The sequence below is a fragment of the Paenibacillus sp. N22P23 genome (assembly GCF_059383735.1).
Genome location: NZ_JBXENT010000002.1, coordinates 706,383 through 721,254 on the forward strand (window position 1 = coordinate 706,383; position 14,872 = coordinate 721,254).

General features: G+C 51.9%; 12 protein-coding genes and 1 pseudogene. 2 read left to right on the plus strand and 11 right to left on the minus strand.

All coding sequences use genetic code 11. The features are described 5' to 3' along the window. Positions 1-9 precede the first annotated feature (9 nt). From AC506A_RS13695 to AC506A_RS13720, 6 genes and pseudogenes are all read right to left on the minus strand, one after another. A complete protein-coding gene (locus AC506A_RS13695) occupies positions 10-1,059 on the minus strand; it encodes an ABC transporter substrate-binding protein (protein ID WP_495461549.1) in 1,050 nt (349 codons plus the stop codon). 199 nt (positions 1,060-1,258) lie between these two features. Next, entirely contained in the window at positions 1,259-2,527 is a 1,269-nt protein-coding gene (locus tag AC506A_RS13700; protein WP_495461550.1) for an MFS transporter, read from the minus strand. Between the two features lie 24 nt (positions 2,528-2,551). Continuing rightward, positions 2,552-2,968 carry a GIY-YIG nuclease family protein gene (locus AC506A_RS13705; RefSeq protein WP_495461551.1) on the minus strand — a complete coding sequence of 139 codons (417 nt, stop codon included), beginning with the start codon at positions 2,966-2,968 and terminating at the stop codon, positions 2,552-2,554. Positions 2,969-3,023: 55 nt separating this feature from the next. Beyond that, positions 3,024-3,788, minus strand: a complete 765-nt coding sequence (locus AC506A_RS13710) for a DUF2087 domain-containing protein (RefSeq protein ID WP_495461552.1) — start codon at positions 3,786-3,788, stop codon at positions 3,024-3,026. 157 nt (positions 3,789-3,945) lie between these two features. Next, a complete protein-coding gene (brfA, locus tag AC506A_RS13715) occupies positions 3,946-4,131 on the minus strand; it encodes a ribosome rescue factor BrfA (RefSeq protein ID WP_495461553.1) in 186 nt (61 codons plus the stop codon). A 700-nt stretch (positions 4,132-4,831) separates the two neighbouring features. After that, a pseudogene (locus AC506A_RS13720) lies at positions 4,832-5,374 on the minus strand (MFS transporter); the annotation flags it as partial. A 256-nt stretch (positions 5,375-5,630) separates the two neighbouring features. On the opposite strand from AC506A_RS13720, the gene AC506A_RS13725 reads away from it, so the two are divergent. Further along, positions 5,631-6,677, plus strand: coding sequence for an efflux RND transporter periplasmic adaptor subunit (locus AC506A_RS13725; protein WP_495461554.1), 1,047 nt, complete (start codon positions 5,631-5,633; stop codon positions 6,675-6,677). A gap of 70 nt (positions 6,678-6,747) precedes the next feature. Here the strand turns inward: AC506A_RS13725 and lacZ are convergent, their stop codons facing one another. The 5 genes from lacZ to AC506A_RS13750 all read right to left on the minus strand — a co-directional run bounded on the left by lacZ (position 6,748) and on the right by AC506A_RS13750 (position 14,154). Then, positions 6,748-9,867 (minus strand): beta-galactosidase, LacZ type, encoded by a 3,120-nt coding sequence (gene lacZ / locus AC506A_RS13730; protein WP_495461555.1) that lies wholly within the window; start codon positions 9,865-9,867, stop codon positions 6,748-6,750. Positions 9,868-10,021: 154 nt separating this feature from the next. Next, positions 10,022-11,194, minus strand: coding sequence for an ABC transporter permease (locus AC506A_RS13735; protein WP_495461556.1), 1,173 nt, complete (start codon positions 11,192-11,194; stop codon positions 10,022-10,024). Continuing rightward, positions 11,160-11,891 carry an ABC transporter ATP-binding protein gene (locus AC506A_RS13740; protein WP_495461557.1) on the minus strand — a complete coding sequence of 244 codons (732 nt, stop codon included), beginning with the start codon at positions 11,889-11,891 and terminating at the stop codon, positions 11,160-11,162. Before AC506A_RS13740 ends, AC506A_RS13735 begins: the two co-directional genes overlap by 35 nt. Beyond that, on the minus strand, positions 11,891-13,345 hold the full coding sequence (locus tag AC506A_RS13745) for an efflux RND transporter periplasmic adaptor subunit (RefSeq protein ID WP_495461558.1): 1,455 nt from the start codon (positions 13,343-13,345) through the stop codon (positions 11,891-11,893). Before AC506A_RS13745 ends, AC506A_RS13740 begins: the two co-directional genes overlap by 1 nt. Continuing rightward, a complete protein-coding gene (locus tag AC506A_RS13750) occupies positions 13,342-14,154 on the minus strand; it encodes a hypothetical protein (RefSeq protein WP_495461559.1) in 813 nt (270 codons plus the stop codon). Before AC506A_RS13750 ends, AC506A_RS13745 begins: the two co-directional genes overlap by 4 nt. A gap of 127 nt (positions 14,155-14,281) precedes the next feature. Between AC506A_RS13750 and AC506A_RS13755 the strand changes: the two genes are divergently transcribed. Beyond that, a complete protein-coding gene (locus AC506A_RS13755) occupies positions 14,282-14,422 on the plus strand; it encodes a hypothetical protein (RefSeq protein ID WP_495461560.1) in 141 nt (46 codons plus the stop codon). Positions 14,423-14,872 lie beyond the last annotated feature (450 nt).

Here is a 14,872-nt window from a genome sequence, read left to right on the forward strand (position 1 = left end):
GATTCGCGGTTATTTCGTTTCACTCTGATAGGGATTGAACTGATTCGTATAGAGTTCCTTCGCTGTCAGGTCCCCGTCCTTCAGGTTGCCTTCGGCTATAAGCCATTTGATCCACGTATCAAACTCCGTGTCGGCGATCAACCCGCCTTTGCCGGCCACACCTGTACTCTTCCAGAACTTGATCGCTCCGGCGTCTTCCTTGCGGCCGCGTTTGTTGATAATATCCTCGAACTTTGCAACGACTTCTTCTCGTGGTGTTGTTCGTGCCCACTCGATAGCTTTCGCGGTACCTTCCACAAACTTCTTGGCCGCGTTCGGATTGTTCTTAATGAACTTATCCGTCAAAACATAGCTGCCTGCGCTGAATGTCCCGAACAAATCTTTGTCCTTGAAGAGCGGATGGATGCCTCCGCGTTCTTCAGCTTTATCCCGCAATGTGCCGCCCAGAGCCGCAACGTCGATTTGATTCGCACGAAGCGTTTGCTCCGTTGTAACCGGCGGAACAACGACGAGCGTTACTTGCTTGATCTCATCTGCAGTCAGTCCGGCTCTGTGCAAATATTCTTTGATGACAAATTCATGGTGTGCGCCAAGCGTGTTCACCGCGATCTTCTTGCCAATCAGATCCTTAGCTGTCTTAATGGAACTGCCATCAAGGACGTAGTATCCGGTCCACGTTGCATCATCCACACCGTAGTAGGAGATAACGGACTTAATCGGAGCTTTGGCAGCCAGCAGCTTGACGATCGCACCGTTGAATGCACCGCCGAAGTCGGTATCGCCGGTCACGACTGACTGAATATCCTGCGGACCGCTGATCGTATTGCCAATATAGTTCAGCTTCAGCGGGACGAGATAACCGAGATCCTCCGCTAGTTCGGGAAAGGTTACGGCGCCGACCGATCCTTGGTAGCGAAGCTCCGAGACCTCCAGTTCTCCATTGCCTGCCTTGGCTGTGGCACCGGCATCCTTCTCGTTACACCCGGACAATACCAGGGATGAAGCGATGAGCAGCGTGAATGCGGTTAAGGCTGATTTCCTTGCAAAATGCGGTTTCATGGGCAACCCTCCATCGGAATTGAATCACAATCACAGGAAAAAGTGATAAAAAAAAGAGACGCACTCATCTCTCGATGATTGGTCCCTCTCCGGTAATCCGGTGGATTAAAATATTCTTTTCCTATCGACTTACTATGATTTATACATGATAATACCTGTTGACCCTTTCGGTGTCAACAGGTATTTGGTAAATTTTTCTTTAAGCCGATACACTCGTTGCCGCCGGCTCAGGCGCCTGCTGCTTAAAGAGCGGTACCAGCGACATCACGCCGGCAAGCATTAATAATCCGGATATCGTATAAATGGTGGTCAGCGGAAGGATCGTCTTGAGCGGTCCCGCCAATGCCATCATGAGCACCATGGCCCCCATATACATCGGACCTAGTGTGCCGCTGACGCGTCCGATAAATTCGGGCGCCGACCATTTGAGCATAATGGTATTGATCGAAATGTGGACCATCGGGAAAATCATACCCATGATCAACTGCAAACCCAGCGTAAACGGTACATTCATGGAGAAACCAACGCCTACAGTACCGACCGCGCTTACGCCTAAGGCGAGCGCCAGCATTTTGACCGGAGACATTTTCTTCGACACTACCGTGATAAAAGCACCGCCGATGAGCATGCCAATCCCGCTCAGCATAAGTACATATTGCAGAAATTCCTTCGGTTGTCCAAGTCGTTCCGTCACGACAAACAGCCCCAGCGTTTGTGCAATTCCGCCTGACAAGCCTGCCAGAGCAAAGGTGATGCACATGGTCCGAAGTACTCGGCTGCCCCACACATAGCGAAGTCCTTCCTTCATTTCCGTCATCACGGAGGTTGGCTTCGCTTCCGGATCACGCCGTATAATCGCTTGATCTTTCGGGAGCCGGAATAGGATAAGTGCGGATAAGAAACTTGCTACGCCCATAACGCCAATCGAGACATGAATGCCGAAGTTCTGATAGACGATCGTTCCCACGGAAGGCCCGGCAATCAAGAACACCGCCATAAGCGTCTGGAAAATTCCCATCGCGCTTTGCAGCTGCTCTTGCGGTACATGCTGCTTGAACAGCTTCATGGATGAAGGCGCCGAGAATTGAGACAACGTCGCAGATAAGAAGGTGGCAAAATAGACGGCAGCCCATGATTCATACACAAGCGCGATCAGCACCAGCACAACGGATGCGGCAGACATCAGATCGCACCAAATCATCGTTCGTTTCGGAAGCCAGCGGTCCGCGAAGGTGCCGCCAATAAAGGCGAATAGAAATATCGGCGAAAACTCGGCCACGGAGATTAACGATACCGCAATGGGATCGTTGTTGGTTTGATCCGTCACATAGAGTAGGATGGCGAAATTTCGCACCCATATTCCAATTTGCAGCATCATATTCGACATGAGTATCGTTTGAAAAAAGCGGTTCCGCAGCAGCGGAGTTTGGGCTGATATGCCTGAAGCTGCCGCTTGGTTATTATTCATTTCGTTCAAACTCCTTATTCGGATCTATTTGGGCGGACGGTTGTAACCGTTCGGTTCGTACGGCTGTAATTCATCAAGCCACTTCTTCTCTAGTCGCTTGAGGGAATCGCGATAGTTCATCAATGCATTACGGTCCACGATTTCTGTGCCTGGAATGAGCGTATCTTTGTAGTCGTTGCGCACTTCTTCACCAAGATTGAGCTGCTCTAATACCTCATATCTGAAGTCTGCGCCTGCCTGCGCTCTATACTCCTCTTGAAGCGCAGAGTTCATATGACCGTTCATGTCGAGCGAGAACTTCTGGCGCGTCCATGCGGAATCGAGTGTTGGTGACGAGGAGATATAACGTTTTCCATTCCGTTCATTGACGATTTGAAACACGCCCATCGCGCGCTGCTTCATCCCATATTCATTTTGTAATTCCTTACGTCTGTTCATCATTGTAAATTCCTCCTTCTGTCAATTCCCATTTCTTGCATTCGTGCTTCGTGCCAGCTTATAAGCTGAGCCAATATACGCTTCCGTCGCTCTCACGGTCTAGAAACCCGTAGTCCACCAAGTATCTTCTGAGCGTCACATAATCTTCTTCCATAAACCGTTTAAGAAGATCATTAACTTCAATTTCCTTGTACTTGCGGCCTTTCTTGAAGCTTGTTGCAATGTGTCGGAGCAGGGCGACTTTCCGTTTCTCCTTGCGCGGCAGACCGGTAAGCGGTCCTGCCAGACCTTCAGGCAAGTATTTGTTCAGCAGTGCTTTGTACTCATCATGGGTAATGGCAAAACGCTCATCAACGAGCGGAGCAGTGCGGTGCACCGGAACAAATTTAGCTCCTTGCGCTAGACCGCCATCCATTAATTCCATTATGGCAAGAAACAGCTTTGCCTGCTTCGCTTTCTCCTTCAGCGCAAATCGGTGATTTCGAATCGTTGACGCGCTGCCGCTGCCGGTTTGCTTCACGATATCCGCATCGGATGAGCCTGAAGCGAATGCTTCGATAAGCTGTTTCTGCAAATCCGTCAGACCGGTTGCCTTCTTATCTAGTTCCAGAAGATAGCGAAGCATGGATCCGTGCGCGCTGCCGATATGCTTCGCAACTGCTTTATGGGCTTCCATTAGGCGATTATCAATGGTATAGATGATGCCTTCTTCAAATTGTTCCCCACACACTAAGCAGTAATAGCTATCTGATTCCCCGTGATACACATACCCCTGCTTCAGCTCGGAAAGCGATGCGGTATAAAAGGATTCTGAAATATCCATAACAAACAACTCCATCATTCGTTTGATAATTACCTAGATAATATATCATTTTGTTTGGTTTATTTCAATAAACGAATGGTGGTAACAAGTTGAAACCGCTGTAGCCGTCCCATTCGGTGGAGAGGCGCATTAAAAAAGAATGACGATGATCCAATCTTTAAGCTGCTGCAGCACGCTTAAAGCCTCGATCATCGTCATTCTTAGGATACGCATATTTCCGTTTATCCGGCTTCACCCTCGTCACAGGTTTCACACCGTTCCAGTTCCCTCTTAAGCTTCTCGGGTCTATCCCGCCTTGCTGCAGCTTCTTCTCCCGCTGCTTACGCGCTGTACTCTTCGCCATGCTGTGTGCACGCTCCTCTTATTAGGTTGAGACTGCCGGCCTGCTTGCTGTCAAATGCCATGAGCAAGTGCAAGGGCAGCGCCACACCTCTAGCTTATACGATTGGCATGCTTCGTTTCAAGGGGCGGATGTAAGGATGGTAGCAAAGAGTTAGTTGTTCATGTACGCTAACGAACCGTGTGGGCCTTATTTCAGCAAAATGATGAGGTTTGAATTTCTAACGAACCCAACAGGTCTTATTTAGTGTCAAAGGGTCCTTTTTCGCTCCATTTTCTCGTAATAGCGCCTCTACGGTTCGTTAGAATTATTAAATGGCTATTTTCAACCGGATAAGACCCGTAGGGTTCGTTAGCGCGAAATCACGGCAACAATTGCGCTTCAGGCATAGCAAACTCGTGTCCACGTTCACCATTCACATGACCATATAGTAATACGGCGCAAAAAAGCTGCCCGTAAGTCGCATCGCGCGCCTGTGGGACAGATTCGTTCATGCCCATCGGGCGTCCTACTCTTATACTTGATACTCTGTTTCGTTCATGCCAACAGGCATAGTCCTTACTATTTTACGCAGCCTCGCGCCGATCTGGCGGCAGCAAGATGGCTAACAAGCCGATCAACGGAAGGACGCTGGAATAATTCATCACCTTAGCCAGCCCCCAAGCCTCGGCGGCATGCCCCAATATGATAGCGCCTGTTGATCCAGCTGCCCTTTGTACCACGGGACCACACGCAGCAATATGGCTATTGCCGCAGCGGCAAGAAGTGTACCCCAGATCGCGCCTGGCTGTCCGAGCGGCAGGAAGATAAAGATCGTCATCAGCGGAGCGAGCGAGCTTCCGGCATTGCCGCCGACTTGATAGATGGATTGCGCCAACCCCCGGCGTCCGCCAGCTGCAAAATAAACGACACGCGAGCCTTCCGGATGGAATACCGCGGAGCCTAAGCCGATAAACACAACCGCTCCGATGACGGAAAGAAAATTAGGCGCATAGGCAAGTCCGGCCATCCCGAGCAAGCTACTCCCCATTCCGATCGGCAGCATCCAAGGCATCGGCCGCTTGTCAGAGAAATATCCCACGACAGGCTGCATGACGGATGAAGTCATATTCAGCGTAAAGGCAATCCAGCCCATTTGCCCATAGCTTAGGTGAAGTGATTTTTCAAAAACAGGAAATAGTGCGGATACGACCGCCTGCATCGTATCATTCAATAAATGCACTGCACTGATTGCAAACAAAATCATATACAGCGTACCGGTTCGCAAAACAGCTGTACGTGGTGAAGCTGTAGCCAAAATTCCCAACCACCTTTCTAATGCGACTTACCTGGAAACCTTAGCATAATCCGTTACGAAGTGACAATTATCCATTCTTAAGCAAAATTCCCAACTAATATTTGGAAATGTAACCGTTGACATCGCTATACCGTGCCGTTATTCTTTTTATAGTAGTAAAGCTTGTCCTTCCAATTAAGTGCCCAATATGAGGGGAGATTATTTCGTGCCGAAGTTTAAGTTTCGTAATCATACTTCCATTTCGTTGCTGCGCATGTCACTCATGGGATCTATTGCCGCTCTGATGCTCAGCAGCTGTTCGTTGCTGCCTGCTGAAGAAGAGTCGCTCCAGCCTCCTATTCTAAGCAAGAAAGAAGAAATCCATGAAACAGAAGCCGTCAAACGCGGCAATATGGAACTCTATTTATCTTCTACCGCAACCGCAGCTTCCGATACCAATCAGTCCGTCGCGTTCCCGGAATCCGGCGCACGCTTGAAGAAGCTGTACGTGCAGCCCGGGGACACCGTGAAAGCCGGCTCACCGATTGCCGAGCTCGATACCGGTGAGCTGCCGCTCCAGATCAAGCTTCAAGAGCTTACCGTTGAGCAGCGCTCGCTTCGTTACTCCGATGCGGTGAAGGGCGGCGATGAGGAAGAAGCACGTCTTGCCCACATCGACCTTGAGAAAGAGCAGCTTCAACTCGATGCCCTGCGCAAGCAATACCAGAAGTCGCTTCTGATCTCTCCGGCAGACGGAATCATTACGTATCTGAATGAGCTCAAGCCCGGCGAAACTGTAGAAGCGCTGCAAACGATGGCGATCATCTCCAACCCGAATAAAGTCAACTTCATCTACGAGGCAACCGACGCTGCCAAGATCGCAGCCGTGAAGAAGGGTATTGAGGTAGACGTTACAGTCGATAAGAAGACCTACAAGGGAACCGTTATTCAAACGCCTGCAACGGCGCCTAAGAGCGACGTCGATGCGATAAAACGCCGCAATGCAAGAGCACTCATCATCGCGCTGGATGCACCGAAACCGCAGGTCGAGATTGGTAAGCTGGCTGACATTAAACTGTTTATCGAGAAACGAAACGATGTCCTCATTATTCCGCGCGGCAGCTTAAACAGCATGTTTGGCCGCAATTACGTGAAGGTTATCGAGAATGATCGTATTAAAGAAATCGACGTTGAAGTCGGCCTCAAGACAAGTGCTGAGGTCGAAATTAAGAAAGGTATCGATGTAGGTCAGAAGGTCATCATCGATAACTAATAACAGAAGCGTCCCGTGCGCTTGGTGTATGAACTCCATACACCATGCAGCACGGGACGCTTTTTTGTACTTACTTACCTTGCAGCGTGAAGGTGAACGCATAGGTCTTGTTCGCTTGCAGCAAATATTGCGGATGCGGTAGTGCGCCCCAGCTGTCATCTCCGCCTACGCCCATTTGCCTGTAGTTGATCCGTACAACCGTCTTATCGCTGGCTGGCAGTTTATATACATGATCATGCGCTTCAAGCTCAAATGGCGTATACGGCAGCACATTCAGTTCAAGAGACGGTGCGCCGGTAATGTGCAGTGCCGTTCCAGAACCATTGGCAATTGCTGCACGGCGTACGCCCATTTTGTTACCGCACTCCTGCGGTCGCAGATAGGGAACGAATTGCTCCGCCGGCTTGCCGTGGTATAAGCCAAGTTTCGCGCTGCCCTGGCGATCCCAATACGATTCATGCGGCCCTTTGCCGTACCATTCCAGGTTCTCGAAGGAGCCGTCCATGACGAGCATCATCCCGATCTCCGGAATTTCAGGCAGCCCTTCTCCCGGTGCCAGCTGCTGCAGCACTTGAATCGCACCGCTGCCCAGAACCGTGTACGTAATGGAGCAAGTGGATTCCACTGTAGTCGGCAGTAGATATTCCGCGTGCACGATGACACGATCAGCCAGCGCTTCATAGCAGAGCGCGCGCAGCACACGTTCTTCGCCTGCACTCCGCCAAGTAGCACAACGTTCGTGGTGCTTGTTGCCGCGGTCATTGTCGGTGTACGCACGCCAGAAGTTTGGTGCAACCGCGCTCTTCAGCAGCTCCGTTCCACCAACTTTGTAGGACACGAGGCTGCCGGTTGTTTTATTGAAGTCGGCCGAGAAGCCCGCTCCTCTTACAGCCAACAAATTAGCAAGCTCGGTTACTTCCACAGCACCATTGCTCTCCACTCTCACAGAGCCTACAAGAGCTGGCTTTGCAGCAGCAAGAACGAATTGTTCGAACGCGACCTCATGACCGGCAGCAGCCCATTCTGCAGCCTCTGTCGTGACGAAGCTAATGGTCAGGACAGCTTCCCCGGTTTGTTCCTCGCGAGCCGGCAGCGGAAGTGTAATCTCCCCAGCTTCACCCGGCGCCACAGAAACAGTCAAGCTGCCCTCAGCCGAAAGCACGCCATCAAGCGCTACCGTCCACTGCAACGTATAAGCATCCAAATTCGTGAACAAGTTCTTATTCAGAATCCGGTACAGACCTTGCTTGCCGTCTACTTCCGTAATCCCGATATTCTGGTAGCATTTCTTTACTTCCAGCAGCTTAGGCGAGATGGATCGATCCGCGAAAATCAACCCGTTTCCGCAGAAATTGCCGTCATGCGGCTGCTCTCCGAAGTCACCGCCATAGGCCATATAGGAGACACCGTCTTCGCCGGTTGTCCAGATCGCTTGGTCAACCCAGTCCCAGATAAATCCGCCCTGCAGGACGGGATGCTTGTCGAACAGCTCTGTGTAGATATGCAATCCGCCGCAGGAGTTGCCCATTGCATGACTGTATTCACACAGAATATAAGGTTTCTTCGGACGGTGATCATAGGCATACTCAGCCAGCTTATGCGGCTTCGCGTACATGAAGCTCTCGATATCTGTCGCAGCTTCCGATTCCCTCCACATCGTGACCCCTTCATAATGAACGAGACGCGTTGGATCGGCTTCGCGAAGGAAATCATGCATTTTGACAAAATTATCGCCGCCGAAAGATTCGTTGCCGAGCGACCAAATGATGATGGACGGATGGTTCTTGTCGCGCTGCATCATGGAATTAGCCCGGTCAATGACATTCGCCGTCCATGCCGGATTGCTCCCCGGCACATTGCGCGGCACCAGCTCCAGTTGAGCGTAATCCCAGCTGCCATGCGTCTCTAGATTCGTCTCGTCGATGACGTACAGACCATACTGATTGCACAGCTCATACCAGAGCGGATGGTTCGGATAATGCGAGGTGCGAACGGCATTGATATTATGGGTCTTCATTAGCTTCACGTCTGTAATCATATCCTCCAGCCCGAGCGCACGGCCGGTATGACAGGAGAATTCATGACGGTTGGTCCCTTTAAACACGATGCGCTGTCCGTTAATGAGCATGAGCCCATCTTTGATTTCAAATTTACGGAAGCCCGTTTGCGTGCTGATCGTCTCAAGCTGCTGCTGCTCAGCATCTCTTAAGCTAATGACAAGCGTGTAGAGGTTCGGCTGCTCTGCGCTCCATTTTAACGGATTAGGTACATGAACGGAGGCTTCGATGTCCACTTCCGCTTCACTGCTGCCAAGTGTCGTTATCACAATAATGGGCTGAGCCAGAACCGGCTGCTGCTTGCTGTCGTACAGCTGCGCTTCGAGCGTCACCGTCCCGAGATCCGCTTCCCAGTAATTCATGATGGTCGCTCTCAGTTTAAGCTCGGCATCGCGGTAAGCATCGTCCAGCTCTGTCGTGACGAAGAAGTCATAGACATGCGCTTTGGGCGCTGTATACAAATACACATCACGGAAAATACCGCTCATCCGCCAGAAATCCTGATCCTCCAGCCAGCTAGCATCACACCAGCGATACACTTCGACGGCAAGCTTATTGTCACCGGCACGCAGATATGGCGTGAGATCAAATTCAGCAGGCGTAAACGTGTCCTCACTGTAACCGACAAGCTCACCGTTCACCCAGACGTAGAAGGCCGACTCTACACCTTGGAAGCTGATAAATACGGGCTGGCCCTTCCAATCATCAGGTACCGTAAAGCTGCGCACATAGGAACCCACAGGATTATATTTCGTCGGTGCAAAAGGAGGCATAAGCTCCGGCTCCGATGCTTCCCACGGATAGCGGATATTCGTATATTGCGGATAATCGTAGCCTTGCAGCTGCCAGTGACCAGGTACTGCGATTTCGTCCCAGCTGCTCGTATCGAAGCTATCCTCGTAAAAGCTGGTGATTCGTTTGGAAGGCGTTTCGGCAAAAGCGAATTTCCACTTGCCGTTCAGCGATAAGCAGCTGCGGGATGCGTTGCGGTCGCCGCCAAGCGCTTCTTCTATAGAATCGAAAGGCATCAGCGTTGCATGCGCCTTCATTCGGTTCAGTTCGAAAGTCTCTGGGTTATTGTTCCATTCCGGATAACCGTTCGCCGGCGGTGTATAGGTAAATTTCGATTTCAACGCGAGCACCTCTTTCTAGTAGTAGACATCCATAAGGCTACTTTATCGGAGTTGAATCCCTAACGTAAATATAATAAATAGGACGGCAAGGATATAAAAAAGAGGAGGGCAAACGAGAAGGCTCTCCCTCTTGTTTGCGCACTCCTCTTGCGAGCTATTCAAATCGCAATGCTTCTATTGGTCTCAAATTGGAAGCTTTGTTCGCCGGGAACAGGCCGAACACCACACCGATGAAGACCGAGAATCCAAATGCCAAGCCGATGATCGGCAGCGACAAGACGACCGTCATACTCATCATCTTGGATAGTAACTGTGAGGCCCCTACGCCGATGCCTACGCCGAGCAGCCCGCCCAGTCCGCTTAAGGCGATGGCCTCAATGAGAAACTGCGTTAGAATATCTTTTTTCTTCGCGCCGATCGCTTTGCGAATGCCGATCTCCCGCGTCCGTTCGGTGACGGATACGAGCATGATATTCATGATCCCGATGCCGCCAACAAGCAGGGAAATCGCTGCAACGCCGCCAAGTGCCAGCGATAGCGTATCCGAGATGCTGCTGAAGGAATCGAGCAGATCCTGCTGGTTGAAGACGCGGAAGCTGTCCGTATCGCCGCGGAACTTCTTCGTGAGCGCTGTCTCGAGCTCCGTTACGACTGCATCCATTTTGTCCGCATCCGCCACTTGTACGTTGATCGTTTTAACCCCTTTTGATTTAAACAGCCGCTCCGCCGTTGTAATCGGAATGACCACAACCTCGTCGTTCGAGCCTGTCAGCGAGCTCCCCTTGGAAGCCAGCACGCCGACCACTTTGTACCTTACCCCGTTAATGAGAAAAGTTTGCCCGACCGCATTCGTCGTTCCGAACAGATCCGTCGCCGTCGTCGATCCCAGCACCGCGATCTTCTGATAATAATCGAGGTCGATCTGCGCTACGAACCGCCCTGCCGCTACTTCATACTCCTTCACGTCCAGGTAGTCTTCCGTCGTCCCTACTACGCTGACTGACGTGCTCTCGCTTCCGTTCTTAACGGTGGCGTTCGACTGATTGATCGGAGCGGCGAATGCGATATCGTCCTTCATCGTTATTTCTTCCGCTTCCTTATAATCCACGGTCGTCTTGGAGCCGCGCCCCGTAATATTAACAGTGAGCAGGTTGGTGCCTAAGCTCTCCACCTGATCGGTGACCTGCTTCGTTGTCCCTTGGCCGACACCGACCAACGCAATGACAGCCGCTACCCCGATAATGATGCCCAGCATCGTGAGCAGCGATCTCATTTTATTGGAAAGGATGCTTTTAGCCGCCATTTTGAAGGCTTGACTGACGTTCACGTCTCTCACCGCCTTCTTCACTGATTTGACCATCTTGAATGCGCACAACCCGCCGCGCTTGCTGCGAAATCGCCGTATCATGCGTAATGAGGACAATGGTATGTCCTTGCTTGTTCAATTCCTTCATCAGCCCCATAACCTCAACACCTGTACGGGTATCGAGTGCTCCTGTCGGCTCATCGGCTAGCAGAATCGGCGGATTGCCTGCCAATGCTCGTGCGATGGCTACGCGCTGCTGTTGCCCTCCGGACAGTTCGCTTGGCTTATGCTTCACCCGCTCTTCGAGTCCAACCTTGGTGAGCGCCTCGATCGCCTGTTCCTTGCGCTGCTTGGCCGGGATGCCTCGGTAGATGAGCGGCAGCTCGACATTTTCAAGTGCTGACAGCTTATTAAGCAAATTGAAGCCTTGAAAAATAAATCCGATCTTGCTGTTGCGAATTTCGGCAAGCCTATTCTCCCGAAGCCGGCTCACTTCCTCGCCATCCAGCCAATACTTGCCTTCAGTCGGCGCATCCAGACAACCAATGACGTTCATCAGCGTCGACTTGCCGGATCCCGATGGACCGATAATGGCGATAAAATCTCCATAATCGACCTGCAGCGAGATGTCGTTAAGTGCGTGGACGGTTTCCCCGCCCATTTTGTACAGCTTGGACAAGTTCTCGATATGAATGAGTGGTTCACGTTTGGCTTCCATTATCGTGTTCCCCCGCCGCCGGTGCCTCCACCGCCGCCTCCGCCTCCGCCGCCGGAGCGTTGCTGAGTTGTGCCGACGCCTGCGCGTTCGACTCGAACACCGCCGCCTCCGCCGAAGCCGCCTGCTCCGCCAAAACCACCGAAACCGCCTGCTCCACCAAAGCCGGCTTGCGCTCCAGTTGTACCGGTTGAAGCTACAACAGTTGGCACGACAACTTTGTCGCCTTCTTTAAGTCCGGATAGGATTTCAATGAAGTCTTCATTATGAATGCCGACTTCAATCATTTGCGGAATGCCATTGCCGAAGCGGCTGTTTGCACCGTTTCTGGAGCCTGTTCGGCCGGCGAATTGGCCTCCCCCGCCTGCGCCTGCTTGGCCGGTGAATTGACCTCTGCCCTGGCCTTGCTGGCCTTCGCCTCTGGATTGGCCCTGGCCTTGCGTTTGCTGATCGCCGGAGGCTGCTTTATCCGTATTTTTATCCGGCGTTGCAACTTGTTTGCCGCCGCCTGCTGCGGATTGACCGCCTGCAGCACCGGTAGTTGCAGTTTGCGTACCGGTTGGGAGCATTACCATATAGCGCTTGCCTAGAGATTGAACCGCATCAATCGGCAGCATGAGCGTATTTTCTTTCTTCTCGATCTCGATGCTTGCTTCCGCGGACATACCGCTCTTGAGATTTTGCGCTTTATCTAGGGCAACTGTCACATCGAAAGACGCTACTCCGTTGCTTGCCGTACCTTCATCCGCGATTTTGACAACTTTGCCTGTGAAGGTTTGGTCAGCCAATGCTTCAACGGAGATCGTCGCGCTCTGGCCTGCTTTGACCTTAGCAATATCGAGCTCATCGATACCTACAACCATTTGTAAGGAAGCATAGTTTGCGATGGTTAGGATCTCGGTTGAAGGATTTAGTGAATCACCTGCGACTACAGATAGCGTAGTTACTGTGCCACCGATCGGCGCTGTGATGGTGATTCCTTCTTGGCCATCTTCCAAATCAGTAATCGAAGTTCTGGATTGCTGGATCGCCAGCTGCTGTTTCTTCAAGCTTAGTTTAATATTGGAAATGTCGCTCTCCTCTGTCGCTGATTTCAGCTTGGACTGTGTATCCTCCAAGTCCAGCAGCTTACTTTCGAGGTTGAGCTTTTCTGATTTGATTTTGTCGGAGTTGTCGAGGCCTTCGATCGTCAGCAATACATCGCCTTTCTTGACGATATCGCCTTCTTTCACACTGACTTTCTCAACCGTACCTTGCTCCGTCGATTTGACCGTTTGTTTGTCGAGCGGGGCCAAGCTGCCGGTTCCACTCACATGCACCTCAATCGTACCTTTGACCACTTGGGTCGTGGATTGTACCTGTGCTAGCGGCTTCTCCTTCGCATTCATTTTCATATAAACCACAACTGCGGCCGCAACTAGCAGCACACCGATTCCGAGCAGCCACCATTTTCTCATTGCCCGTTTCCTGCCTTTCCTTGGGTTCCCGGATTGAACCGGAGCGTGATATATTGCGCCGTCTTGTTATCGGAGGACATCCATACGGTAAGGATGTCGCCTTCTTTCAAATCCGTGGCTTTGAGCGTATTCGTGGTCATGCCATCTTGACCGCGGCTCATCGTTACGATTTCCGTCTCGGCGTCCACGCCTACCGTTGTCTGCGCATCTTCAAATTTCATTTGATCCATGAAGCCTGCGCCTCCCATTCTGCCACCTTGACGCTTGCCGCCTTCGCCGTTTGGTGTGCCGTTGCCTTGAGGGGTATTGGCAGCGGCTCCGTTCCCGCCATCAGCTGGGGGAGCATCGCCTTGCGGTTCGGCTGCATTGCCGGCTGGGGGAGCATCACCCTCCGGTGCAGCGCCATTGCCGGCTGAGGGAGCATCGCCCCCCGGTGCAGCGCCATTGCCATCTGAGGGAGCATCGCCCCCCGGTGCAGCGCCATTGCCGGCACCTTCTCGGCCTTCGCCTGATTTTCCTTGCCCGTCCCGATTCGGACGTTGGCCACCGCCGAAGCCGCCGCGCGGCATATCCGCTGGAGATAACGTTGATTTCTGCACGATAATCGCATTGCCGGACACCTTCACCACTTTAGCCAAAAAATCCGCCGTCCGGTCCGGCTGATTCACACCGCCGCCGCCATTAAACCCGCCGACTGCCGCTTGTCCGTTATTAGTCGGCTGCTGCTCGTCGTTTTGCGCGCCGCATCCCGTCAGCATCGCCGTCAGCAGCATCGCCGCGGCCATTAATTTCAAACTGGAACGATCCATAAGGTTAGGATTCCACCTCTCTATTTGTTCTCCGCTACTCACAATAGCACGCATAAATGAAGTCCATGTGAAGAGACGTGAACTGGTGGTTTGTAGGAACGAAGTGCACATCTGGCGGGGCTCGTTGGTGCGAGGCAGATGGTGGTGGGGCTTGTTGGTGCGAGGCAGATGGTGGTGGGCTGGTTGGTGCGAGGCAGATGGTGGTGGGCTGGTTGGTGCGAGGCAGACGGTGGTGGGCTGGTTGGTGGCGGGGGCAATATTCGGTTAGTTTGGTTGCTGAGAGTTCGATTCTGGAACTCTCAGCATCTCCTATCGAGCGTTTTTGCTGCTGAGAGTTCGGTTTCCGAACTCTCAGCCTCCAGCTTGCACGGAATTCGGTTAGTTTGGTTGCTGAGAGTTCAATTCTGGAACTCTCGGCTTCCCTATCGAGCGTTTTTGCTGCTGAGAGTTCGGGTTCCGAACTCTCAGCCTCCAACTTGCACGGAATTTGGTTAGCTTGGTTGCTGAGAGGCAGCTTTTCCGTCTCTCAGCTACTTTTTTCGGCGCTTTACAGTCGAGAGTCGGTTTTTCCGACTCTCACACTGCAGTTGCAGTGGTCTCCGGTTTAGAACGACAATGGCGGGAACTGGTTACTGAAAGCGGCATATCCGCTATCGAGTTCAAAAAATGGCTAGTTTGATCGCGATAAGCGGTATATCCGCTATCGCACAGAAAAAAC